The following is a 25,703-nucleotide window of genomic DNA, read 5'->3' as shown; positions in this document are numbered from 1 at the left end:
TCATTTCCACCGATATGTTCCGAGAATACCCTGCGGCCTTTTAAGCATCAGGATAATCAATAATAAACCATAAATCATCTGCCGCAGCGGTGCCGCTATAGAGCTTGGCATACCCAGAAACCGCAACATCTCCGGAAATATAACAAGAACAGCAGCCCCTACAAAAGAGCCGCCTAAACTTCCCATTCCGCCGAAGACAACCATCAGGAGAATCGTTATCGACTCCATTACAGTAAAACTCGATGGGTCGATAAACGTGATATAATGGGCGTAAAGACTTCCTGCGATGCCTGCGAAAAAAGCACCAACGATGAAAACTATAATCTTATATTTATTTATGTTCTTGCCCATAGCAAGAGCCGCTATTTCATCTTCACGAATGCCCCTCAGCACTCTGCCAAAAGGCGAATTGACTATTCTGTTTATCACAAAATATGTTATAAAGACAAAAACAGCGACAAGAACCAGATACTGCCAGACCTCAGATAACTGAACACCAAAGATTGAAAAGGCCGGTATTCCCGGCAGGCCCATCGGGCCGCGAGTAAAAGATACCCAGTTTTTAGCAACGGAATATACAATCACGCCAAACCCAAAGGTCGCAATGGCTAAGTAGTCGCCTTTCAGCCGCAAAGATGGAATACCAATAAAAGCACCTAAAACGGCTGCAACACAAGCCCCGACTAACAGCCCCAGCCACGGCGAGAGACCGTAGTTTAATTCAAGAAGTGCGGAAGCATACGCACCCACGCAGGAAAACGCCGCATGCCCTAATGCAGCAAGACCCGTATAGCCGACAAGCAAATTCAAACTGAGCGTCAGAATAATATAAATGCCCGTTATAACCAAAATATGCAGCAAATATTCCATTTATTACAGTTTTTCTCCTGTCGATTTTACTCCCATAATCCCGCCGGGGCGGAGCAATAAAAATACAATCAAAATCACAAAGGCGATGCAGTCTTTCCAACCTGCGGAGATTTTCCATATCCCCAAATTTTCGGCAAGGCCGAGGAAGAGTCCGCCGAGCATTGCACCCGGAATACTGCCGATTCCGCCGATAATGGATGCGATGATTCCTTTGAGTATGGCGTTCATTCCCATTGTTGGCTCGATATTAGTCTCAAGCGAAATAAGGATTCCGGCAGCCCCGGCCAGAGCCGAACCGATAGCAAACGCCGCAAGGATAATCCGCTCCGGATTTATGCCGACGATACTGGCGGCCATTGGGTCATCAGCAACTGCTCTCATCGCTTTGCCGAGTTTGGTATACTTAATAAATAGCCACAGAGCGACACAGAGGGACACTGAGACAATCAAAATCATTATTTGGATATCTGTAATTATTGCGCCTAAGAAATGACGGCCTTCTTTTACCGGCCCGGTTCGGATAGTAAGAATTTGAGCGCCATAGATTAACTGCAAAAAATTCTGGACAAAGATAAATACCCCGAATGAAGCGATTAAAAAGACCAGATTCGGTGCTTTTTTCCTTCTTAGCGGTTTATAAATCATCCTGTCAATAAGGACTCCGATTATCCCGGCCCCAATTACTCCTCCCAATACGGCTAAAATCAGCGCCACAAGTGAATTACTCTCACTAAACGCTATCCGCAATACGCTATACGCCAAGTACGCTCCCGCTGCATAAACCGCACCATGGGCAAAATGAAAGAAACGGACTGTACGATAAATAAGGACAAAGCCCACAGCGATGAGTGTGTAAATACTCCCAATAATTAATCCATTAATAATAAAGTTCATCTTAGTTTAAAAAATAGTCAGATCTGACATCCCCGGCAGGCGTTATTTCTTTCCCTATTTCTAAAGTTTCTTTTAATCGTCGATAAGTTAATACTATTTCTGGTTTGCAGACAATGCTAAATGGCGATAAATTTGCTTCATAAACAAGTCTATTGAAACATTCGCACAAATTAGTTTTTTGTGTTATTACCTCAATATTCATTATTCCATTTTGCTTTATAGGTAAGAGTAACACTGCTTGATTTGCACTTTCTAATAACCCAAAGTCTAAGTATTTAGGATTTTTAATAAAATCTTGTATTGCCTCCTTAGTTAATTTTGTGCGATACAGTGATTTGCATCTAGTCGGCCATGTAGTAGTTTGGCTTTCATTTAAAAAATTATAAACTTGATCGTACGTAAAAAAATGTGTGCGAAGATTAAATATCTCATGAGCTTGCAAAATAGTGGCAGCATATAAGGTTTCATCGGAATTTTTAATTTGTTCTATAGTGTTAGAATTTAAGAAAATTCTCGTACAATCTGCACAACGACTTGTGGTTAGGCAAAAATACAAAAAAGAAGTAGGAGTCATCCATGTTTGAAATGGTATTGTAGAAGTAGCAAAAAATGTTACCCAATGAAAGTTTTTTGGCCATAGTATGATATTCTTTAAAACACTATAAGCTGTTTTACTAAACATTACCATATTCTCGGGTTGTTGGTTTTGTGGTTGTTCTTGTTCCATCAGAACATATTCCAATTATTCAAACTAATTAATATTGTTATATCATCTAAAATCAGTTACTGACTCGGCTAAATTCTCAAGCAAATCTGTCCATTTATTCTTTCCTAAAGCTGTCAATTGTTCAACCGCATTATCTATAAAAGTATTCACATGTGCTATACAAGCATCGACCACGCCATTTGATTGAATTTTGCATAGTACCTCTTTGGCATGAATTTCTTTAAAGGCTTTACTAAGAAGAAACTCTTTATATTCGTCATGCCGAGTTCGGAGGAAAACTATCAAAGGTAATCTTTTCTTCTTTTGTGAGATATCAGCTCCAATTTTTTTGCCAATAACCTGCTCATCTCCAATTATTTCAATCAAATCATCCCTGATTTGGTTAGCTATTGCTAATAACCGACCAAATTCTTGTAGTTTTGTAACTCGGTCATCATTAATAGAGGATAACAAACATGCTATCTGTATGGCTCCCTTATAAAAAGTGCCTGGAAATTTAGATGTCATTTTAAAATAACTATCTTCTGAAAAGATTGATGTTTTTTCAGATTCTATGTCCATAAACTGACTAGTATAGGCGTCACCTTGTATTGCTCGGAAGGTTTGCATTACTTTTTCAAAATAATCTCCAGATATTTTGGCTTCGCTGCAGGCATCAATTAGAGCTTTATGTGCCAATGATATTAGTATCTGGCTTGCACAAATAGCTTCTTTATAACCATATTTTGCCCAAGTTGTTTGTTTTAAGTCATAAAATGAACTTTCATCGATAATATCATCTATCAAACAAAAACTCATCCCCATAAGCTCGATACCAGCAGTTGCTTTAATTAAAGGCATTGTAAATTCCGCACCGAGTGTAAGAGCACATGCTCGTGTCAAAAAACTTTTTTCACGCCAGCTCCAAGTTTTGTTATTATATTTTAATAATTGTAAAATTGATTTATCTTCAACACTTTCTATGTATCGTTCAATTAGAGGGTCAACAAGTTCCTTAGTAATTGCGATTTCTTCCAAAATATTTTCAAGTTTAGGAGACAAACTAACATGATTATTTTCATGGTGTGAAGTCGTAGTCTCTACTATTCGATCAGTTTTTGGGCACAAAACCGTTGATTTAAACTTAGAGTTCAGAAAACCATTAAGTTGCTCTTGGGTATAAAAGAAAGTGAAATCCATAATTGTTTACCTCATCACGTTTTTCAAAATTTTGTTTCCAGCCAAGTAAATTTACCATTCTGTACTTGTTTAATTCCAATTGGTTTAGTTACATCGCCATTGTTGTCAAAAGTGGTAGAACCAGTTACCCCAGGGAAATCTTTTATAGAATATAATGTTTGCTTGATTGATGCCGCCTCAAGTCCACCCTTATTCATTGCATAAGCTAAAATCTTTAATGAATCATATGAACTCGCGGCATAAATATCTGGTTCTTCATTATATTTTTGCCTAAATATTTGCACAAAATTAACTACGTCTTGTTGATTACTGTTTGGATTATATGTTGGGTATGTATAGATAACTCCTTCTGCTGCATCTCCAGCAACTTCGAGTATTTTAGGGTCTTCAAACATAATACAACTTAGAATTTGATTGTTTAAAGCCATTTCCTTTGCTTGGCGAATAACAAGCCCCATTTCTGAATACCCAACCAGATAAATCGAATCCGGGTTGGACTGTTTCACCTTGTTCAGTTGACTTCTGAAATCAGAGGAATTTTCATAACTTTCCAAATCAACTATCTTTCCGCCTAGCTGAACAAAACTTTGCTGAAAAGCTTTACTTAGACCAACACCGAAATCATTATTGATATGCAATATAGCTATCTGCCTAAAACCAAGCTTCTCGTAAGCGTAACGAGCCATGACGGGCCCTTCGTAAATGTCAGAATATGTGTTTCTGAATATATAATCACCCGCTTTGGTTATATCGGGAGCAGAAGATGCCGGTGAAAGCAGAATAGTATGGCTTTTTTCTGCTATAGGAGCTATAGCTAAGGTGACTGAACTTGCCATTGCACCTATAATAACAGGAACTTTATTAACAGTAATCAGCTTATTTGCTGCATTGACTCCTTGTTTAGGGTCTAATATACTATCTTCATAAATAATTTTGAGTTTTTTATTGTGGATTCCACCTGCAGTATTTATTTCTTTTAAAGCTAAGTCTATACCTTTTTTAGCACTCTGTCCATATTTTGCCCCATCACCAGTAAGAGGTAGGATAGCCCCAATTTTTATTTCATTTGGTTCCTGTGGTTTTTTTGCACAGCCGGGGGTACATAACAGTGTAAAGACAGAAATAGTAAGCAGAAATCCACTAACGATAATCAGGTTTGTAAATCGCCTCATTTTATGATCCTTCAATTTTTTCTTCTCAATATTAATCCTCATTCCAATTGAGCTGTATATTATAGCTATTCCAAACCCAGAATCAATACCTTTTTCCGAAGAAATCCCCCAGTTGCCCCCCCCCCCCCGAATACGAACAATGACGAACCCCCAGTATCCGCCTTCGCCATCCTCCTTCGTTAAAACTTCCGTCTTCGACAAGGCTACGGACGGACAGGCAGGTCCGGGGGCTAAACGATTAAAAGAAAACCCCCGCGATAAACACAGGGGCTTGGGGAAATTGGAATAAATGAATTCTTAGATTCTTACTTTAACGGTATATGCTTTTGCGGAGTTTTCTACAATCAACTGCCTAATCTGCGCATCGGTCAGGCCGGCCCGCTTTAACGCAGGAATCAACCGGTCAGCTATTATAGTAAAGGGCTGAATTTTCTGTCCGCCTTTTTCATCGCCAACATTATACCAGCCTGCATCCTGCGAAATAAGCGTTCGATTGAGCAGGCCAGCCCCCATCAATTCTTTTATGAATTTAACATTTTGCGCTATCGAATTTTCATTAACGCCGTCAAGTTCCACCCACGCCCCTGCCGCGGCGATTTTTATCCTGACATTGGGGTCGGCGATTCCATTAGCATGAACAATTATCAAGGCCGACGGGGAAACGCCTTCCTGGCGGATAATTTCCAATACCTCAAGTGCGGCCTGAGCCTGGCCGGTATGACAGGCAATCGTAAGACCGGTTTTGAGATGCGTCCTTGCCGAGGCACGGATAAGTTTTTTGTCCGTGTCATTGAGCGGGCCGGGGTCGACGGCAGTTTTTATAAAGCCGGGATAAATTCCTGTACCTTCTATTCCGCTGTCCCACTCGGCAGTCCATCTTGCAGCCAACTGGTCGGCGGTTTTGCTGAACGCATATTCGGGAAGATACTTATCATTCGATGCGCCGTATAAGCCTGTATTGGTGAGGATATTCAGGCCAGTCTGTCCGGAGAGCTGTTTCAATATTTTCACATCCCTTGCCAGAAATGCCGGCGAACAATCGACAAATCCTGTAAAACCTCTGTCTTTCAGTTCCAGCAGATATGGCAGCATTATAGAAATAACTTCGTTCGCATCATAACGGTCCGGGCCGGTTTTCCCGGCGCCGATGAAGTCGACAAGTATATGCTCATGCGGCAGCGTTTTGCCGAAAGAACTGGGTTTTATCGGCCCGCGAACAGTCATAATAATATTTTGCTTTTTGGCATGTCCGATACCGAAAGACTGTTTGGCATTTACGAAAGCACCGCAACAGACAATCAGCAGCAGGCTGATAATGATTAAATTATTATTATTCATCGTAACCTTTATAAAGAAAAACCCGCCGAATAAATCGGCGGGCTTTTGGTAATTTGAATGAACAAACCCTGCCATAGTAATGGCAGGGCTAATCATATTTTGTTACCACTTTCCGGATTTTTTGGTTGAGGGTTTTGGCAGCCCCTTCAAAACCTCCGTAGATTTTTTCAAATCAGCATCAGGCAATTCATAATCTTTCAACTTTCCACTCAAATACGCATCATAGCCGCTTAAATCCATAAGGCCATGGCCGCTATAACTAAACAGAATTACCTTTTCCTTGCCCTCTTCTTTTGCCTTATTCGCTTCATCAATGGCGGCGGCAATGGCGTGGCTGGTCTCCGGAGCACAAATAAAGCCCTCGGTCTTTGCCCATGTAAGAGCGGCTTCATAACACTTAAGCTGATGATATGCCCTTGGCTTTAAGAGACCTTCGACAATGGCCTGGCAAACGAGCGGAGCCATTCCGTGATAACGCAAACCGCCGGCGTGTATCGGTTCGGGCATAAATGCGTGGCCGAGCGTGTACATCGCCAGAAGCGGAGTCATACAGGCAGTGTCGCCGTGGTCATAAGCAAATTCGCCGCGAGTCATCGACGGACAAGCCTTCGGCTCTACGGGAATAATTTCAATATTTGTGCCGTTAATTTTGTCCTGCACAAACGGAAACGACAGGCCTGCGAAATTGCTTCCGCCTCCTGCGCAGCCGATAACGATGTCAGGTTTATCAATGCCAATCATCTTGAGCTGTTTTTTCGCTTCGAGACCGATGATTGTCTGATGGAGCATAACGTGGTTAAGAACACTGCCGAGTGAATAACGCGTCTTTCCTTCTTTGTCGCTGACGGCTTCTTCAATCGCTTCTGAAATCGCGATGCCGAGGGAGCCGGGAGTATTTGGCATTTCCTTAAGAATTTTGCGGCCGAAGCTGGTCTCGTTACTCGGGCTTGCGACGCAATTTCCTCCCCAGACCTGCATCATAATTTTTCGGAAAGGTTTCTGGTCGAAACTGATTCGAACCATATAAATCTTGCATTCGAGGCCGAACTGATTGCAGGCGTAAGCAAGAGCCGAACCCCACTGGCCGGCGCCTGTCTCTGTTGTGATTTTCTTTATGCCGGCAACCTTATTGTAATAAGCCTGCGCGACGGCGGTATTCGGTTTGTGACTGCCTGGCGGGCTGGTGCTTTCATCCTTGTAGAAAATTTTTGCGGGCGTTTTGAGATATTTTTCGAGCCGAATCGCCCTTCTGAGCGGAGCCGGACGCCACTGATATAAAATCTCGAGCACTTCGGCGGGAATATCAATCCAACGCTGCATGCTGACTTCCTGTTCGATGATGTTCATCGGGAAAACAGGAGCGAGCATTTCGGGCGTGATAGGTTTGCCATCCGGGCCAAGCGGCGGCTGAAGAGGACTGGGCAAATCGGCTGCGAGATTGTACCACTGTTTGGGGATGTCTTTTTCGCTGAGCAGTATTTTTCTATCCATCAACTGTCTCCTTAATTTATACAAGAGTTGAAGTATCTACTTTTTACTGACACAATACCATAGTATAGTAATAAAAATGGCTTAAAGCAAAGGGAAAATAGTGATAGCCACAAAGACACTAAGGCACAAAAAACAAGATTTAGTATATCGTGGAGAGTCCCGATGCATCGGGATCTCCGCTTCGCTTCGATGAAGCGTATCTGGCGGCGGATATTAGAGCGCATAAAAAAAGCGGCGCCCATGGTGCCAATGCCCTTTGAGCCCAACCTCCGGAAGCCAAGACTCAAGTCACCCACCACAGGGATTACCCGCTGTATATTTAAAGTGTACAATATAATCTAAAGAATTCCAAAAAGCCTCAAAATTGGTCTTCAACAAAGAGCAAACCCTGCCAAGGTATTGGCAGGGCTAACCAAAAATTGGACTGTAAATATCCGAATAGTCAATTTTGCGCAATAAAAAAATTGCGCAAATGTGAAAAATGAGATTTTTTGAAAATTTTTATCTTCAAACCATACAAGCAGTTATAAATTCAGGCCCAAAAAATTTTGCGAAAAGTTCGTCAAAAGCGCGCAAGTTTTCAGTAAGGGTAGAGGCCCTTATTGTTATAGGTATTAGTAACGGTAACGTCACGTGTGCCGGTCCCCGGTTTAGGTTTGGTGTTAAAAGACAAAACACAATAAACGAATAACGATTAACGCGACGTTACCGATACCGCAATCGATTAACGAGGATATGATTATGCAAAAATCTTATTTAGTACAAGACACAAAGGCATTCGCCATCGCCAAGGTTATGGCGAGACCGGCTAAGACACAAAACTATTAATCACAGATTACGCTGATTACGTTGATTATTATTCATCACGAAGAAAAGAAGAAGCACGAAGCAATGGTTACGAAAAAAGAAGATTACGTAATAAGAAAAGTGGCGGGGAGAGATGTAAAAATCGACGCGGATATTTTTTGTCTGCCGATGATACTAAATTCAACGCTGATAATCAGTAAGGCAGGACAGGTCTTTGCGCGCAATCGAAAAACCAGAAAGACAACGGCGATGGCACGAATAATCGTCAAGGCAAAGAAAGGACAAATCGTTGACCACATAAACAGAGACCCGCTGGATAACCGCAGGTGCAATTTAAGAATCGTTACGCACCGACAAAATATGCTTAACCGGATACTGAAAAGCTCGACCGGATTTGTCGGAGTAAGTATAAGAAAAAAGAAAATAAAAAATAAGCTGATTTACTGCGCGGCATATCATACTGAAAACAGACGGCGATGCTTCTACAGCCCGTTTACGCCTAACGGCCTGATAGTCGCGGCAATGGCAAGAGATAAATTCGTAATCGAAAACGGAGATGCCGAGTACGCACCACTTAACTTTACAATATTCAGGAAAGAGCCGTTTAAAAGTATTCTGCTGGCAAGCAATTTATATGAAATGAGAGAGAAGCCCGCCGGATAAACCGGCGGTTTTTCGGATTTATAGTTTCATGCCGAAATAATTTTTGGCGTTATTGTAGCAGATGTCTTCGACCATTTGGCCGAGGAGTTTGGTATCTTTCGGCACAAGGCCTGCTTCGGCATCACTGCCGAGAAGATTACATAAAATTCTGCGGAAATATTCGTGGCGTGGATAGGAAAGGAAACTTCTCGAATCGGTGAGCATTCCGACAAACCTGCTCAAAAGGCCGAGGTTGGAAAGAGCAGTCATCTGCTTTTCCATTCCGTCCTTCTGGTCGAGGAACCACCAGCCTGAGCCGAGCTGCATTTTGCCCGGGACGGAACCGTCTCCCGTAAGGGATGCTGCGCACTGGAAATTACCTATCATCGTGCCCAAAAGTTCATTGTCGCGCGGATTGAGATTATAAAGAATAGTCTTAGGCAGTTTGTTTTGCGAGTCGAGCCGGTCGAGAAACTTGGCGAGCGGTTTTGCGATTTCAAAATCTCCGATGGAGTCAAAACCGGTATCGGGGCCGAGAGTCTTAAATAACCTGCTGTTGTTATTCCGGAGCGCACCGAGATGAAGCTGCTGAGTCCAGCCTTTTTCAGCGTCCATAACGCCGAACTCATACATCATAGCCGATTTGAACTTCAGCATTTCGCGGGTATCAAGGTCTTTGCCGTGGCGAATCTTATCAAATATTTTTTTGATTTCGCTGTCGGTGTAATCTTCGGCAAAAGCGGTTTCTATGCCGTGGTCGCTTAATCGGCAGTTATTCGCGTGGAAAAAATCGTGTCTTTTCCTTATCGCAGCAAGATAGCAGTCGAAATTTTTAATTTCCATATCGGCGGCGGCCTGAAGCTTATCTATCCATTCGTTTAAAGCTTCGATATTCTCAACGGCCATTCCCTTATCGGGCCGCCAGGCTGGATAGACCTTTATCTCAAAGCCGTCTGTCGCGATTTTTCTGTGATGGCGAAGGTCGTCAATAGGGTCATCCGTCGTGCAGATAAGTTTTACATTCATCTGACGCATAATTCCGCGTGTGCTGAACCTGGGAGATTTCAAAAGCTCATTACACTGGTCATATATTTCCCCGGCTGTGGCGGGAGATAAAAGTTTTGTTATGCCGAAGGGTCTTTTAAGCTCCATGTGCGTCCAGTGATAAAGCGGATTGCGAAGGCAATATGGAACGGTTTGCGCCCACATTTGAAATTTTTCCCAATCGCTCGCGTCGCCTGTGCAGTAACGCTCATCGACGCCGTTAGTTCTCATCGCCCGCCATTTGTAATGGTCGCCGTATAGCCAGGCCTGCGTTATGTTTTCGAAGCGGGCATCATCGGCAATCTGCTTTACGGGAATATGACAGTGATAATCGTAAATGGGCATTTTTGCCGCGTGATTACGGTAAAGATTCCTGGCGGTTTCAGTCTGCAAAAGAAAGTCGTCATTGATAAATTCTGAAGCCATATTTTCCCTACAGTCCCAAAGCCTTTCGCAGTTTGCCGGTCATATCAGTTTTTTCCCATGTGAAATTCTCGCCTGTTCTTCCGAAATGGCCGTGATATGAAGTGGCCGCGTAAATCGGTCGTTTGAGTTTCAGATGGGTAATAATGCCTCTCGGTGTAAGCGGGAAAACTTTCCTTACGGCCGATTGAATTTCTTTTTCACTGACCTTCGCAGTGCCCTGCGTGTCAATATGAACCGAAACAGGTTCTGCAACGCCAATTGCATAAGAAAGCTGTATTTCACAAACATCTGCGAGTCCTGCCGCGACGATATTTTTGGCTACATATCTTGCCATATAGCTGGCTGAACGGTCGACTTTCGACGGGTCCTTTCCGCTGAAACAACCGCCGCCGTGAGCACCCATGCCGCCGTAAGTGTCAACGATAATTTTTCTGCCGGTCAGTCCGCAATCGCCTTTCGGGCCGCCAATAACAAACCTGCCGGTGGGATTAACGTGGAAGATAATATTCTTATCAACCATTTTCTTCGGCAGTACAGGCAGTATAACCTTTTTAATTATCTCACTGCGGAGTTTATTATATTTTATATCCGGCGAATGCTGCGTAGAAATAATAACAGTGTGAATCCTGTAAGGTTTTCCGTTTCGGTATTCGACAGTTACCTGGCTTTTTCCGTCGGGACGCAGCCATGGAAGTTTTTTGCTCTGGCGCATCTTCGCAAGTTTTTCGACGAGCTGCTGAGCAAGCTGAATGGGCATAGGCATAAGCTGAGGGGTTTCCTTGCAGGCGAAACCAAACATAATGCCCTGGTCGCCGGCACCCTGCTCCTTGTGAAGGCCCTGGCCTTGGGTAACACCCTGCGAAATATCGGGGCTCTGTGTGCCAAGTCCTACAAGAACGGCACAATTATCATAATCGAAACCCATCTCGGGATCCGTATAACCTATTTCCTTTATGGTCTGGCGAACAACCGAAGGCACATCCACTATTGCGCTGGAAGTAATTTCACCCGCGACCATAACCATGCCTGTCTTTACAAGCGTTTCACAGGCAACCCTGCTGTTGGGGTCCTGAGCAAGATGCGCATCGAGGATGGCATCCGATATATGGTCGGCGACCTTATCGGGATGCCCCATAGTCACAGACTCGCTCGTGAACAGGTAATTATCATTGCTGCAATTTAAACTGGTACAATTTCTTTTCTTTGACATAGTTTATCTTTTCCTTATTAATTAATTATTCCGCCGGCTGTTCATTAAGCTGCCAGTTGTACTTTATATATTCAATCGAATATTGTTTTCGTTTAAGAAAATTCGCATTCGGTTCCGAGATAAAATCCTTTACGAAGTTAAGTATCGCCCTGTCGACAGGCAGGTACTCTCTGAAAAGCTTATTGGTTTCATACCGTTTTAAAAACGCGTCTTCGTGCCATTTATACATTTTGAATATAGGCGAAAGATAAACAACATTGTTGGTCTCATCAATCCGGAGGGCATCCGGGCGGCTGAAATAATTCCGCATTTGCTCGTCAAGCTGTTTTTCGAGTACTTTCCCTATATAAGGTTCCGGTTTCAGCGGGGCGCTTCCCATAGTTCCGTAACTGACGGCGAAACAGGACCTTGGCTCTTCGAACCTTCCGAGAAGCACATCTCTTTCGATTTCATCGAGAGTGTACTGTATCCCCATTATCATAAAATATGTCTGGTCTCTTAACCCGCTGATGTGCATAACACTGTTTGCGGGATAAAAAAGGAGCATAAACCTCGAAGGTTTTACAGGATAATTTTCAATGATACCTTTCAAGGTGCAAATATTATAGGCATTAATCCAGAACGCAATTTTTTCATTTCTCGACCATGTAATATAGACTTCCGGCTTGAGACTGTAAAATTTTTCGACCGCGTCATTTAACTCGAGCCGAAATCGTCTCAATTTGGCGTAATTTACAAGTCCATGCTGATTTACATACCCTTTTAAAATCCCGGTAAAACCAAGATTGAAGGCATCGCCTCCGATATAACCGTCAGGGGTATTGGGCCCTTCAACTTCGGCCGCACTCAAAAGTTCCCCATTGTTATTGGCATCGCCGCTATCGTTAGGTTCGGATTTTATAACTTCATTTTTGGCCGGCGTGTTTACGTCGTCTTTTTGCTGCACAACCGCCAATGCAACCCGGCAATACCCGCCGCTGCAAACAACAGCTATGAACAATATTATAATCAGCCTAAAACTTTTCATATCTTTCCAGCTATAAAACCCATAATTTTACAGCACAATCCAAGTATTTGAGCAATGAATTCTAATGATTTCAGCACAGATTACCAGCCAAAATTTGGTTATATGAGTAATAAGCTCGCTAATATGGAAATAACCTTGACAGAAACGGCAGTTTTGTATACTTTTTTAGATGTTAATTTTACCTATTTTCAGTTTTTTTCGGAATTTACGAACTATGCGTATAAATTACATTATTTTCTGCGGATTAGTTTTATTGTCAGCTCTGTTCCCCGTTTATGCCGTCAATACCGCGAAAATAGATGTTGTTAGAGGCAAGGAGATATTAGTCGATGCTGATACGGCGGTTATAGAGGAGTTTTTAGGGGAAGCTTTTTCTGAATTTATCGCGAAAACCGATTTTTCAGATATTGCCTCGCTACGTACCACGATTATAAGCCGAAGCACGTCATTGCTCGAAAGCGGTCAGATTCAGTATGGGCCGCGGTTCTTCACGTCCGTCCAGAAAGAAATGTCGAGTGTTTTTAAAAATATAAACGCCCTGCCAGAAAGCTATCGTAAGACTCTTCTGACAACGAACTTATTGATTTTAGTCAATGACCTTGCCAATACTGAAACGGCTAAAATGGCCCTTGATTATCTTCAAAGCCCAGATGTTATAGTTCGATATTGGGCCGTAAATTCCCTGAGTAATACCAATATTCTTCGCCAGCTTAACGATACATCTGAAGAAAGCCGGCGGTTGTCGCAGGAATTTACGCAGAAGCTTGGGGCGGCGGCAAAGACAGAACAATCCGGCGATATCCTAATCCTTCTGGCCCAGTTCGCATCAGGGGTAAAGCAGCCGGCGGCAAATGATATGCTGACGGCCATATCGCAGAAGAGAATAGACCTTTATATGGCATGGAAAGCTGACGATGAAATGACTGACGCTTCAATACTAAAGGCTTTGGCGGACAGAACTCAAATAGATGCCGACAGCAGCCGAGCGATGGCTAAAAATTTCGCTATTCTTTATTCGCTTGTGATACAAAAATATATAGTTGCCGACCAGAGTCTCAGCGAGACGAGCCGGAGCAATCTTGTCTCGGTAATCACCCAGTCCGAGAAACTTTTGGGCCGTTTTATTCCTGACTGGCAGGGTTCGTTAAAAAGAGCGATTGAAAAAGGCGGCGGCTCGGCACTGCTTGCCGAGGCAGATTCACTTTTCGGTTCCGCAAGCACCTTAGGAAAATTACCGGCGGCAGCAGGTTTCGATTACGGCAGAAATACGGACGGGACAGCCAAGACTGGCCCGCCTGAATTGCCCAAACCGCCTCAAGCGGAAAAAAAGACCCAAACGCAACCAGATGTAAATAATCCCTCATAAATACCAGACAGACAATGGAGGTTTGTCCTGATGAATGGCCGTGTGACCCTGAAAATATTTTTTTTCTTTCTCCTGCTAATCATCATAATATTTTTAGTACTGCTATTCGGTAAAAAATTAAACTCTCCGGCAAAAGCAGATCCCAACGATACCGTTCTCTACAGCACACACGGCGCAAAAGTCAGAGGGCTCGACCCCGGCGATATCGGCGACGTAACATCTTCCATCATCGCCAGCCAAATGATCGAATGCCTATATCAATACCACTATCTCAAAAGGCCGTATCAAATTATTCCATGCCTGGCTGAAAATATGCCGACGGTAAGCGAAGACGGGCTTGTCTATACGATAAAGATAAAGAAAGGTGTGCTGTTTACAGACGATAAATGCTTCAAAGACGACAAAGGCAGAGAACTGAAGGCGGGCGATTTCGTGTTCGCATGGAAGAGAATCGCGGATATAAAATACATAAGCAAAAACTGGTGGATATTCGACAATAAAATTACCGGCCTCGATGAATTCAGGCAATATTCAAAGACCTGTAAAACATCGGCGGACGTAGATTATAATACGCCTGTCGAAGGCCTGCAAACACCCGACGACTGGACGCTCGTAATAAAATTAAGAAGGCCGTGGCCGCAGATTGTCTATATGCTGGCCCATCTGCCGACGGCGCCAATGGCGAAAGAGGCGGTCGATTATTACAGGAAAGATATAATAAACCACCCTGTCGGAACCGGGCCGTACAAACTGAATCGCTGGCATAAAGGCAGTTATATTGAAATGGTCAAAAATCCTACTTTCAGAGACGAATTTTATCCGTCTGAAGGCGAAGCAAACGACGCAACAAACGGTATTCTCGCCGATGCCGGCAAAAAACTTCCACTGACGAACAGGCTGGTAACTGTTCTTATACAGGAAGACCCGCCGCAATGGTTTTTGTTTTTGCAGGGTAAAATCGACGTCTCGGGCATACCGAAAGACAATTTTTCCGAGGCCATCGACCTCAGACGGCAACTCACGCCTGAAATGCGGGCAAGAAATATCAAACTGCTGACTTTCCGAGACCCAAGCACTTACTGGTTCGGGTTCAATATGGAAGACGAAGTTCTCGGCAAAAATCTGCCGCTGCGTATGGCATTAAGCTGCGCCGTTGACAGGGACAAATATGTCGAATTATTCACCAACAACCGCAGCGAGGCGGCTTACGGCTTTATTCCGCCATTGATGAGCTGCTACAATGCGAATATCAAAAATATATCGCAAACTTCATATAATGTTCAAAAGGCCAGAAAACTGGTAAAGGAAGCCGAGCAAATCTATGGCTCTAAACTGCCGAGGCTGGTACTGTCAATGCCCGGGACAGATATTGTTTTCAGGCAGCAAGGCGATTTTCTCAAAAGATGTTTCAGCGATGCCGGACTCGATGTAGAGATGGATTATATGGATTGGCCGACGTTCCAGAATAAAATCAAGACTAAAAGCGCACAAATATTCGCGCTGGGCTGGGTTGGAGATATCCCTGACGCGGAAAATTTTCTACAGCTTTTCTACAGCAAAAATGTTTCTCCCGGGTCGAATAACTTCAACTATTCCAATCCTGAATTCGACCAGATATATGAAAAGGCCTATGTAATGTCTGACGGGGCCGAAAGAGACGCTCTTTATAAAAAGGCCGAAGAAGTAGTCGTAAAAGACTGCCCGGCAATATTTCTTACGCACGGAGTGGCATTTATTCTGACGCACGACTGGGCAATGAATATCAAACCGAACGCCTTCGCATACGGGACGAGCAAATACCGCAGGGTTGACGAGGCAAAAAAAGCCGCATATAAAGAACTTTTAAGAAAATTAAAATGATTGCATATATAATAAGACGACTGCTTTATACGATTCCGATAATTTTCGGAGTCCTCCTGGTAACGTTTATATTGTTCAACGTTGTCAGCGGGGATGTGTCCGACCAGATAGCAGGCAAAGCGGCATCGGCAGAAACCATAAAAGAAATCCGTGCCGAATACGGCTGGGACAAGCCTTTGTTTCTGTCGTGGGACAGCCAGTTTATAAACCATTTGAAAAACTGCCTGACATTCCAGTTCGGCAGGTCCTGGAGCGACCGCGAACTGATAATCACTAAAATCGCACAAGGCGCGCTGCCGTCTTTGTCGCTGACGGTTCCGATGTTTATCGGCGAAGTTGCAATATCAATCAGCCTGGCGCTGATAGTCGCTTTCTTCCGCGGGACGATAATCGATATTATGTCGGTATTTATATGCGTTGTGCTGATGAGCGTTCCGTTTTTGAGTTTTATTCTGTTCGGACAGTATTTCCTGGCCTTCAAATGGGGACTGTTCCCTGTTTATTTCTGGCCGGATTTGCCTTTGCCGCAATATGTCGCGCTGCCTGTTCTTATAGGCATCATCGCAGGGCTTGGCGGAAACCTGCGATTTTACCGCACTGTTATGCTCGATGAATTACGCAACGATTATGTCCGAACGGCTTTCGCCAAAGGACTCAGCAGCCGTTCGGTTCTTTTCCGTCACGTTCTCAAAAACGCGATGATACCTATTATCACACAGGTTATCCTGGCAATACCATTTTTGTTTTTAGGTTCGCTGCTGTTAGAAAGATTTTTCGGGATTCCGGGACTTGGATACCTGATGATTGACGCCATCGGAGCGCGGGATTTTCAGGTTATAAACGCAATGACGTTCATCGGGGCAATCCTGTTTGTCGTGTTCAACCTGATTACCGATATATGTTATTCAATTGTGGACCCGAGGGTAAGCTTTGAATAAGGCAAAAGAAAAAAACAATGTTCCGAAGATTAAAGGCCGAAGCTACTGGGCCGACAGCCTCAGACAATTGCGCAAGCATAAGCTCGCTATGTATTCACTGGGCATAATAGTCGTTTATATCCTTGTCGTAATGTTTATCTATCTGGCCAATTGGACAAAAATCGATGTGCCATTTCTGGACTGGAACCAGCAGGTCGGCAAAGAATATGAAAGGCCGAACAAACAAAATATTTTAGGCACCGATTTTCTTGGCCGTTCTGTTTTGCGAAAAACCATATACGGAGCGAGAGTTTCCCTGACCGTTGCCTTTTGGGCATCCATCATCAGTATGTCAATAGGCGTTCCTCTCGGCGCCGCGGCAGGATACTTCCGCGGCTTCATCGACGACATAGTCGTGTGGCTCTATACGACATTAAGCTCTATTCCCTATATTCTGCTTATCCTCGCTTTCGCTCTTGTGCTCAGGGGGAAAACGCTCAGCCTCCATTGGCTGGGTCTCGGCACAATATCGCTTTCAGGCATATCGACCGTTTACCTTGCAATCGGCCTGACAAGCTGGGTGGGCATTTGCCGGCTTATCCGCGGCGAGGTTATGAAACATAAAGAGCGGGATTATATTTTAGCGGCACAATCTTACGGATGCGGCAGTTCGAGGATAATTTTCAGACATCTTATCCCGAATGTTTTTCATCTGATTATAATCAGCTTTTCCCTGCAGTTCGTCGGGTTCATACAGGCTGAGGTGATTTTGAGTTTTCTGGGACTGGGCGAAAAAAACAGTCCGAGCTGGGGCGCTATGATTGACGCGGCAAGGCTGGATTTGCCCAAGGGCTACTGGTGGGAAATGACGGCGGCCACCGCGGCAATATTTATTATTTCGCTGGCATTAAATATATTCGGCGACGCTCTTAGAGATTCGCTCGACCCGAAACTGAAGGTGCAATAACCCTATGAGCGATAATAAGACATTATTATCCATTAGCAATCTTTCGACATCTTTCGATACCGAAAACGGCGAAGCCAAAGCCGTTCAGGATGTTTCATTCGATATAGAAAACGGGGAAACATTCGCTCTGGTCGGCGAAAGCGGGTGCGGCAAAAGCGTTACCGCCCTTTCGATTATGAAGCTCGTACAAAAACCTGCGGGCAGGATTGCATCGGGGAAAATCCTTTTCCGCGGTCAAAATATTCTCGAATTCCCTGAAAAACAAATGCGGAAAATCCGCGGTAATAAAATCGCGATGATTTTTCAGGAGCCGATGACGAGCCTGAATCCGGTTTTTACAATAGGCTACCAAATCGCCGAAACAATATCACTTCATCAAAAAAAAAACCGTTCCGACGCATGGCTGATGGCCGGGCAGATGCTCGAAAAAGTCCGCATCCCCGACCCTGCGCGACGGCTCTATGAATATCCGCATCGGCTTTCAGGCGGAATGAGACAGCGGGTTATGATTGCAATGGCGATATCGTGCAAACCTTCGCTGCTGATTGCCGATGAGCCGACGACGGCACTGGACGTTACGATACAGGCACAGATACTCGATTTGCTCGATGAACTTCAGCAGAGCGAAAAAATGAGTATTCTCCTGATAACTCACGACCTCGGCGTTGTCGCCCAGCGAGCCGATAATGTAGCGGTAATGTACGCATCGAAAATCGCCGAACGGTGTTCGTGCGTCGAACTTTTCAGGAAACCTTTGCATCCTTATACGAAAGGTCTTTTAAATTCCCTGCCGCAGTTAGGCACAAGACAAAACAGATTAAATACTATCGCAGGAAATGTTCCGGAACCGCTGAATTTTCCGAGCGGGTGTAAATTTCATCCGCGATGCCCTGTAGGCTGCAATGACAAAAAATGCCAAACTCAGGAGCCTGCGTTAAAACAGGTTTCCGATAATCACTACGCCGCCTGCTGGTACGCGGAAGGATATAAATAGCCACAAAGACACAAAGAAATAAAAAATAATGAAAAATATTTTATTAAATGTTGAAAATCTTAAGACGTGGTTTCCCATTAAAAAGGGACTGCTCAGAAGAACTGTCGGCCACGTCAAAGCGGTTGACGATATAAGTTTTGAGATTGCCGCCGGCAGCACATTCGGGCTTGTAGGCGAAAGCGGCTCAGGCAAGACAACCGCGGCAAGGACGATAGCCAGACTCATCCACGCAACAAGCGGAAAAGTTTATTTTAACGACGAAAACATTTTGCCGATGCCTCAGTCCCTGCTTCGGGGAATCCGTAAAAATATATCGATAGTCTTTCAGGACCCGTACAGTTCACTGAATCCGAGAATGACGATAGGCTCAATTATCGCAGAACCCCTGAAGATTCATAAAATCGCAAAAGGCTCGGAACTTATCGACCGCATATCAATTCTGCTGGAGAAAGTCGGCCTTTCGGCTTCTCATATTAACCGCTATCCGCACGAATTTTCCGGCGGTCAGCGGCAGCGAATCGGTATCGCAAGGGCGCTGGCGGTCGAGCCTAAACTGGTAATCTGCGACGAGCCTGTAAGCGCCCTGGACGTTTCAATTCAATCCCAGATTTTAAACCTTCTCAAAGACCTTCAGGAGCAGTTCAACCTGACGTATTTTTTTATCGCTCATGATTTGTCGGTGGTTGAATTTATAAGCGATAATGTGGCGGTGATGTACATGGGCAAGATAGTTGAAATCGCCCCTGCTCTCGCTTTATATGAAAAACCTCTGCACCCCTATACGAAATTGCTTCTCAGCGCCATTCCCCTGCCTGTACCTGAAAGAAAGAGAACATCCGTTTCGGCCCCTGTACTGGAAGCGGAACCGTGCGCAGGCTGTCCGTTTTACGGGCGATGCCCGATTGGCGACGATTTTTGCAGTAAAAATGTGCCCCCGCTCGAGGAAAAGGCCCCCTGCCATAAAACCGCGTGTTTTAAAGCCTGATTTATGATAAAAGCTTCTCGACTTTTTAGCCGATATAGGTATATAATGTATTCGATTTAATATGACCGACTATAATATAACAAAAATAACAACTGAAGATGCCCTGACGACAGTCTCGTTTAATGTCACAAGTCTGACCACTGACCAGGGGCTGGATGCTGTTTCGCAGCAGATTTCGGACCTTATAAAAAATCAAAAACCCAAAAATCTTCTCATTGATTTTACCGGCGTTAAATTTTTCTCGTCCCAGGCACTGGGAATACTCCTCGACGCAAAGAAAAAGTTGTCCGCCCAAAAAGGCAACGTAATGATAAGCGGTATAAACCCGCAGCTCTACCGTGTTTTTAAAATCACTAATCTCGATAAATTATTCAAATTTTATCCCGACGCACAAAGTGCGATTGACGAGTTGAAAAAAGCATAAAAGACCTTATTCCGCCAGAGGCGGATAAATTCGAAAGGGGTGGGTATGGATATAGAAAAACAATTTTCGATTTTTATGGTAAATAAGCCCGGCATTATGGCTCAGATACTTTCCGAATTTGCCAGAGCAAAAATAAATATCTTCGCTCTTACCGTAATGGATTCCGTCGAGCACGGCGTATTACGAATAGTTGCCGAATCCGCCGATAAAATGCGGGACGTCCTGAATCGTATCAATATGCAGTACAACGAAACGGAAGTCCTGTGCGTAACACTGCCGAACAGGCCTGGCGCTTTCGCGGCGGTAGCGGAAAAACTATCGAAAGCCCATATCAATATCGCATACGGCTATTGCACGGCCGGTGCCAAAGGCGGCAAAACGACGGCAGTTCTAAAAGTCGCAGATGTAAAAAAGGCGATGAAAATACTCGGCGATTCCGCTGAATCAAACAGCGATTCACGCCAGGCCGAGCGACGGCCGCCGCCATCGAGAAAAGGCTGATTAGCCGTTACTGTAAGAGTTTTAAGTTTTAGTTCCAAAGAGGACGCCATCTGTGGCAGAAAAAAAATCGGCCGAGAAGATTGCTGTTTTTTTCAAATATCATCTTCTGTTAACTCAAAGAACAGAACTAACAGCAGGTATAATTCTAACATCAGCGGCTGTTTTTCTTCATTTAATCTTTATGCTGCATGCCGGTGCATTTTGGCGAGATGAAATCGGCAGTATCGCTCTGGCGACAATGCCCTCTCTATCCGATATATGGCATTGTCTGAAGTACGATTCTTTCCCCATTCTTTCCTCGCTGATAGTACGATTCTGGACGGTTTTGTTTACAAACAGCGAGCCGGGGCTAAGGTATTTTGGATTTCTGACAGGCATCGCTATCCTTGGTATATTTTGGCTGAATGGCCGCTGGTTAGGTTATCGTGTACCACTATTATCATTAGCTTTATTTGTATTTAATCCGTTATCCATCACAATCACTGATTCTATTCGGCCTCATGGTGCCGGAATTTTTCTAATATTAATTTCATTCGGGCTGATATGGAAAATAATACAGGAAGCCCGATTATGGCAAATAGCAGCAGGAACAATAGCCGCAATTTTGAGTGTCCAATGTCTATATCAAAATGCGTTTTTCCTCGCTTCTATTATATTTGCCGGGGCCATAGTTACGATTTACCGCCGGCAACCAAAAAAGACAGTTATACTTATTATGATTGGACTTTCCGCCGCGATAAGTTTATTACCATATGTGCAGCCGATAAAAAACGCCCAATACTGGGTAAGTATTATAAAAAGGCCGATCAATTTTCCTGCAATTTTAAGAGTATTTTTTTCTGCACTAAATATCGACGGAGGATATTTCCATTTAATATGGTGCGGCCTTATCCTGCTGAGCCTTGGCATTATTTTAAGCGTTAGTAAATCACGATCCTGCCGCGACAGAAGCAGAAACTCTCTTTTGTGGTACTGTCTAATCTCAATAATTCTTTGCGTAACGGCACAATTGTTTTTTATAAAAAATATGCAGGTTCCCGTTTGGCCGCGATATTTTTTGCCAGTGATGGCGATAACAGCCTTGTTTCTGGACGTTGTTTTTGCAAGCTTTAATATACTGAATATTGTCCGGATAATCCTGGCAGTAACAATAACAATAATATCATTCAATACCTGCAACCAATCAGTTCGAGTCCGGCAAACTAATATCGATATGGTTGCGCTCAGGCTGGAAAAATATGCCGGCGAAGACGATACTATCATAATCAATCCATGGTACCTGGCCACAAGTTTTAAAAATTATTATAATGGTAAAGCTTATTATACTACACTTCCGCCAATCGAAGATTACAGTATTCAGCGTTTCGACCTGATCAGAGAAAAAATGGCATCTTTAAATCCTATTGAACCCGTTATCTCCATGGCTTCTGATTGTCTGGCATCGAACCATTCTATATGGATAGTCGGATGGGAAGAATCATTTCCGAGCAGTCTACAGCCGCAACCATTGCCGCCGGCACCAAACAGCAAATATAGATGGAATATGTTTGTCTATATAAATAATTGGGAAGAACAATTTCTGTATTTCGTCAAGGCCAACAGCGGGCAAGATACCGTTCTCCCGCCGGTAACCGATAAACCTGTAAATCCACTGGAAAATTGCTCAATTATGAAAATTGAGGGTTCGCAGTAAATAATCTTGACAAGCCGGAAACATTTGCAATAATTAGAGGTTTGCCATATTTCAGTAATGGATTTTTTAATGTTTAAGTCTTTTGAATACAAACTGGATCATCTCACAGGCCGCACAGCGGACGCGGGGCTTTTATGCTCAGAAATGTCCATTGACGCAGCAAAACTGTTTGTAGGTATTATGCCGCAGGTTAAGGAGAATACCCCCTAAAAGACTTTATTATATTACGAATTTAAAAAGCCTTGCAGGGAGTAAAACCTGTGAGGCTTTTTTATTTATCGGGAAGGAAATTTTAATGAAAAAGAAGCAAAACTGGTATGAAGACAAGAATCTGTGGAAGAATCTCGAGGCAACTCTGTTCAATCCGAGAATTATAGCATCTGCCGATGAACAGGTTAAACAGGTGATAACGCTTTGCGGTATGCGGAAAGGTGCGAGAGTTCTCGATTTGTGCTGCGGAACCGGCAGACATTCGCTGGAACTGGCGAGCAAAGGGTTCAAGGTTGTCGGCGTTGACCTTACAGAACAATATTTGAATAAGGCACGCAAACAGGCCCGCGCAGAAGGTTTGGATATACAGTTTGTTCGTGATGACATGAGACGATTTTGCCAGCTCGATTATTTCGACGCGATAATTAATATGTATACAGCGTTTGGTTATTTCGAGAATCCTGCCGATGACAGGCGAGTTCTGAGTAATATTTATTATTCGCTGCGCAAAGGCGGAACGCTGATTATAGAAACTATGTCAAAAGAGATTTTGGCACGAATATTCCAGCCGAAGTTATGGTCTGAAGAAAATGGCGTTATCTGCCTGCATGAACATAAAATATCAAGAGACTGGTCATGGGTCGACAACAAATGGATATTGCTGAAAGGCAGGAAAAGACAGGAAGTCAGGTTCGGCCACAGGATTTACTCCGCCACTGAATTGACCAGCCTGCTGAAAGACTGCGGATTCAGTTCCGTAAAAGTTTACGGAGACCTGACGGGAACTAATTACGACCAAAAAGCACAAAGGCTTGTGGCCGTTGCGAAAAAATAACTATGAAAAAAGGATAACCAGGTGGGTTTAACAACTTTTTATATGATAAAAAACGCTGCCGGCGAAAAGAAGGGGTTGGACGATGAGACCGAATCCGGAAAGTCGGACAAAGAAAGTCTGCTGAAAAAAATAGCGAGAAAAACAGCTAAAGCGATATTGAGACAAAACAAAACAACAGACACAAAAGGTTCGTACTAAAAATGTTTCTAAATCGCAAAAATGTTTTATTCCACTGTAACGCTTTTGGCGAGGTTGCGGGGTTTATCGACATCGTGGCCGCGAAGCACTGCGGCGTGATAGGCTAACATCTGCAGCGGGACTACGGTAACCAAAGGCTGTAACTCTTCCGGCACTTCCGGAACAGTTATAAGGAAATCTGCGTACCGTTTGATGTTCTCGTCGCCTTTACTTGCGACAACAATTGTCCTGCCGCCGCGAGCCCTTACCTCTTCTATATTGCCTATAATCTTATCATATTGTGAGCATTTTGTCGCGATAAAGACCGCAGGCATTCCGTTAGTGATAAGAGCGATTGGGCCGTGCTTCATTTCCGCCGCCGGCAGGCCCTCGGCGTGAATATAACTTATCTCTTTTAGTTTAAGCGCACCTTCAAGGGCAACAGGATAATTGAATCCCCTGCCCAAAAACAACCAGTTTTCCCTGTCGCAGGTTGCCTCGGCAATCTTCTTTATATGCTCAGACAGAGAAAGAACCTCTTCGATTTTCGAAGGAATCTTCGAAAGCTCCTCTATGTAATATCTTACCTGTTCGCTTGAAAGATGTCTTCTTCTGCCAAGCTCAATCGCCAGCATCGCCAGTACCGTTACCTGCGCGGTAAAGGCCTTTGTGCTTGCGACGCCGATTTCCGGTCCGACTCTCAAATAAACTCCCGCATCTGTGTTTCTGGCGATAGTTGAGCCAACGACATTTACGATGCCGAGCGTTATAGCACCCCTTTCCCTTGCCTGTTCCACTGCGGCCAGCGTATCGGCGGTTTCGCCAGACTGACTGATGGCTATAACTATTGTGTCATCCTCGATAATAGGATTGCGATATCGAAATTCGCTTGCGTATTGCGTTTCAGTGTTAACTCTGGCCAACTGCTCGATGAGATATTCTCCGATGAGTCCTGCGTGCCAGGCCGTTCCGCAGGCGTTGATAACGATTCTTTTTGCCCTCGTAAGTTCTCGCCAGTATTTTTCCACGCCGCCCAGCACTATCCTGCCGTCGCGTAAATCGAGTCTGCCGCCAAGACACATACCAAGCGCCTTAGGCTGCTCGCAGATTTCCTTGAGCATATAATGAGTGAAACCATCCAATTCAATCGCATCGAGCGAAAATTCGAGCTGTTTGAGGTCCTTGCGTATTTCCACGTTGTCGATTGTCTTGGTATGAAAACCCTTCGGGGTTATGGTAACCATTTCGTTATCGGCAAGGTAAATCACCTGCGTGGTATGTTCAACAATCGCGGCGGCATCGGAGGCGAGTATATATTCATTTTTGCCAAGTCCGAATATGAGGGGGCTGCCCTTCTTTGCGCCGATGAGCATTTCCGGAAAATCGGTACAAACTATCGCCAGACCGTAAGTGCCGACAAGCTCGTTGAGCGCCCGCTGAACGGCCCATTCGAATCTGTTTTGTTCATGGCCGGGTTCTTCGCCGTCAGAGTTGGCGTAAAGATGGCCGATAAGATTGGCGATTACTTCGGTGTCGGTTTCACTAATGAACTTACAGCCTTTGCTTATGAGCCAGGTTTTCAGCGTGTTGTAATTTTCGATAATGCCGTTATGGGCGACTGCGATTTTGCCGGTGTAGTCGAGATGCGGATGGGCATTTATCGTGTTGGGCTGGCCGTGCGTCGCCCAGCGTGTATGGCCGATGCCGACCACTTCTTTTTGGTCCGGCTCGCTCAAGAGAGCTTCGAGAGCGCTGATTCGGCCGCTGGATTTGGTTATCCTAATCCCAGTCTTATCAGGATTTATCAGACCAACGCCTGCCGAGTCATATCCCCTGTACTCAAGCCGTTTTAAGCCCTCAATAAGTATCGGCTGAGCCGGTTTTTTGCCCAAATAAGCAACAATTCCGCACATAATTACCTCAATTTAGCATAAAAAATAAGAATTA

At 44.1% G+C, this 25,703-nt stretch carries 24 protein-coding genes; 13 read left to right on the top strand and 11 right to left on the bottom strand.

What is annotated here, in order from left to right; translation table 11 throughout:
* From WC496_02315 to WC496_02285, 7 genes are all read right to left on the bottom strand, one after another.
* A complete protein-coding gene (locus WC496_02315) occupies positions 1–870 on the bottom strand; it encodes a branched-chain amino acid ABC transporter permease (protein MFA5291851.1) in 870 nt (289 codons plus the stop codon).
* A 3-nt stretch (positions 871–873) separates the two neighbouring features.
* Entirely contained in the window at positions 874–1,764 is an 891-nt protein-coding gene (locus WC496_02310; GenBank protein MFA5291850.1) for a branched-chain amino acid ABC transporter permease, read from the bottom strand.
* Between the two features lies 1 nt (position 1,765).
* Positions 1,766–2,491, bottom strand: a complete 726-nt coding sequence (locus WC496_02305; protein ID MFA5291849.1) for a hypothetical protein — start codon at positions 2,489–2,491, stop codon at positions 1,766–1,768.
* A 42-nt stretch (positions 2,492–2,533) separates the two neighbouring features.
* The gene (locus WC496_02300; GenBank protein MFA5291848.1) at positions 2,534–3,670 is read right to left on the bottom strand and encodes a polyprenyl synthetase family protein; all 1,137 of its coding nucleotides are present in this window, start codon (positions 3,668–3,670) and stop codon (positions 2,534–2,536) included.
* A gap of 23 nt (positions 3,671–3,693) precedes the next feature.
* Complete coding sequence (locus tag WC496_02295; protein MFA5291847.1) at positions 3,694–4,842, bottom strand: penicillin-binding protein activator; 1,149 nt, start codon at positions 4,840–4,842, stop codon at positions 3,694–3,696.
* Positions 4,843–5,139: 297 nt separating this feature from the next.
* Positions 5,140–6,276: a phosphotriesterase gene (locus WC496_02290; GenBank protein MFA5291846.1), complete on the bottom strand. Its 1,137-nt coding sequence runs from the start codon at positions 6,274–6,276 to the stop codon at positions 5,140–5,142.
* Positions 6,277–6,282: 6 nt separating this feature from the next.
* Positions 6,283–7,671 carry a TrpB-like pyridoxal phosphate-dependent enzyme gene (locus tag WC496_02285; GenBank protein MFA5291845.1) on the bottom strand — a complete coding sequence of 463 codons (1,389 nt, stop codon included), beginning with the start codon at positions 7,669–7,671 and terminating at the stop codon, positions 6,283–6,285.
* A gap of 891 nt (positions 7,672–8,562) precedes the next feature.
* Here WC496_02285 and WC496_02280 point away from each other — a divergent pair.
* Positions 8,563–9,141, top strand: coding sequence for an HNH endonuclease signature motif containing protein (locus WC496_02280; GenBank protein ID MFA5291844.1), 579 nt, complete (start codon positions 8,563–8,565; stop codon positions 9,139–9,141).
* Between the two features lie 18 nt (positions 9,142–9,159).
* On the opposite strand, the gene uxaC is transcribed toward WC496_02280, so the two are convergent.
* From uxaC to WC496_02265, 3 genes are read right to left on the bottom strand one after another with little or no spacing between them, the layout of a single operon-like run.
* Positions 9,160–10,590 carry a glucuronate isomerase gene (gene uxaC, locus WC496_02275; protein MFA5291843.1) on the bottom strand — a complete coding sequence of 477 codons (1,431 nt, stop codon included), beginning with the start codon at positions 10,588–10,590 and terminating at the stop codon, positions 9,160–9,162.
* Between the two features lie 7 nt (positions 10,591–10,597).
* Positions 10,598–11,800 (bottom strand): methionine adenosyltransferase, encoded by a 1,203-nt coding sequence (gene metK / locus WC496_02270; GenBank protein MFA5291842.1) that lies wholly within the window; start codon positions 11,798–11,800, stop codon positions 10,598–10,600.
* A 25-nt stretch (positions 11,801–11,825) separates the two neighbouring features.
* Positions 11,826–12,827, bottom strand: a complete 1,002-nt coding sequence (locus WC496_02265; GenBank protein MFA5291841.1) for a DUF547 domain-containing protein — start codon at positions 12,825–12,827, stop codon at positions 11,826–11,828.
* A 214-nt stretch (positions 12,828–13,041) separates the two neighbouring features.
* Here WC496_02265 and WC496_02260 point away from each other — a divergent pair, with 214 nt between their 5' ends.
* The 12 genes from WC496_02260 to WC496_02205 all read left to right on the top strand — a co-directional run bounded on the left by WC496_02260 (position 13,042) and on the right by WC496_02205 (position 23,777).
* The gene (locus tag WC496_02260) at positions 13,042–14,193 is read left to right on the top strand and encodes a hypothetical protein (GenBank protein ID MFA5291840.1); all 1,152 of its coding nucleotides are present in this window, start codon (positions 13,042–13,044) and stop codon (positions 14,191–14,193) included.
* 30 nt (positions 14,194–14,223) lie between these two features.
* Positions 14,224–16,053, top strand: coding sequence for an ABC transporter substrate-binding protein (locus tag WC496_02255; GenBank protein ID MFA5291839.1), 1,830 nt, complete (start codon positions 14,224–14,226; stop codon positions 16,051–16,053).
* Positions 16,050–16,991, top strand: a complete 942-nt coding sequence (locus tag WC496_02250; protein ID MFA5291838.1) for an ABC transporter permease — start codon at positions 16,050–16,052, stop codon at positions 16,989–16,991. The genes WC496_02255 and WC496_02250 overlap by 4 nt, the downstream gene beginning before the upstream one ends.
* On the top strand, positions 16,984–17,937 hold the full coding sequence (locus WC496_02245; protein ID MFA5291837.1) for an ABC transporter permease: 954 nt from the start codon (positions 16,984–16,986) through the stop codon (positions 17,935–17,937). The genes WC496_02250 and WC496_02245 overlap by 8 nt, the downstream gene beginning before the upstream one ends.
* 4 nt (positions 17,938–17,941) lie before the next feature.
* Complete coding sequence (locus tag WC496_02240) at positions 17,942–18,931, top strand: ABC transporter ATP-binding protein (protein ID MFA5291836.1); 990 nt, start codon at positions 17,942–17,944, stop codon at positions 18,929–18,931.
* Positions 18,932–18,959: 28 nt separating this feature from the next.
* Complete coding sequence (locus tag WC496_02235) at positions 18,960–19,916, top strand: oligopeptide/dipeptide ABC transporter ATP-binding protein (protein MFA5291835.1); 957 nt, start codon at positions 18,960–18,962, stop codon at positions 19,914–19,916.
* Positions 19,917–19,977: 61 nt separating this feature from the next.
* Positions 19,978–20,340, top strand: a complete 363-nt coding sequence (locus WC496_02230) for an STAS domain-containing protein (protein MFA5291834.1) — start codon at positions 19,978–19,980, stop codon at positions 20,338–20,340.
* Positions 20,341–20,385: 45 nt separating this feature from the next.
* Complete coding sequence (locus tag WC496_02225) at positions 20,386–20,841, top strand: ACT domain-containing protein (protein ID MFA5291833.1); 456 nt, start codon at positions 20,386–20,388, stop codon at positions 20,839–20,841.
* A 52-nt stretch (positions 20,842–20,893) separates the two neighbouring features.
* Positions 20,894–22,534, top strand: a complete 1,641-nt coding sequence (locus WC496_02220) for a hypothetical protein (GenBank protein ID MFA5291832.1) — start codon at positions 20,894–20,896, stop codon at positions 22,532–22,534.
* A 69-nt stretch (positions 22,535–22,603) separates the two neighbouring features.
* The gene (locus tag WC496_02215; protein MFA5291831.1) at positions 22,604–22,744 is read left to right on the top strand and encodes a hypothetical protein; all 141 of its coding nucleotides are present in this window, start codon (positions 22,604–22,606) and stop codon (positions 22,742–22,744) included.
* A complete protein-coding gene (locus WC496_02210) occupies positions 22,734–23,579 on the top strand; it encodes a methyltransferase domain-containing protein (protein MFA5291830.1) in 846 nt (281 codons plus the stop codon). The genes WC496_02215 and WC496_02210 overlap by 11 nt, the downstream gene beginning before the upstream one ends.
* Before the next feature lie 21 nt (positions 23,580–23,600).
* A complete protein-coding gene (locus WC496_02205; protein MFA5291829.1) occupies positions 23,601–23,777 on the top strand; it encodes a hypothetical protein in 177 nt (58 codons plus the stop codon).
* 26 nt (positions 23,778–23,803) lie between these two features.
* On the opposite strand, the gene glmS is transcribed toward WC496_02205, so the two are convergent.
* Positions 23,804–25,669 (bottom strand): glutamine--fructose-6-phosphate transaminase (isomerizing), encoded by a 1,866-nt coding sequence (gene glmS / locus WC496_02200; protein MFA5291828.1) that lies wholly within the window; start codon positions 25,667–25,669, stop codon positions 23,804–23,806.
* Between the last annotated feature and the right edge of the window lie 34 nt (positions 25,670–25,703).

Source organism: Phycisphaerae bacterium (genome assembly GCA_041652575.1).
Taxonomy (GTDB): Bacteria; Planctomycetota; Phycisphaerae; order Sedimentisphaerales; family UBA12454; genus UBA12454.
The sequence above is the reverse complement of the archived record's forward strand: the minus strand, read 5'-3'. Positions and strand labels throughout refer to the sequence as shown.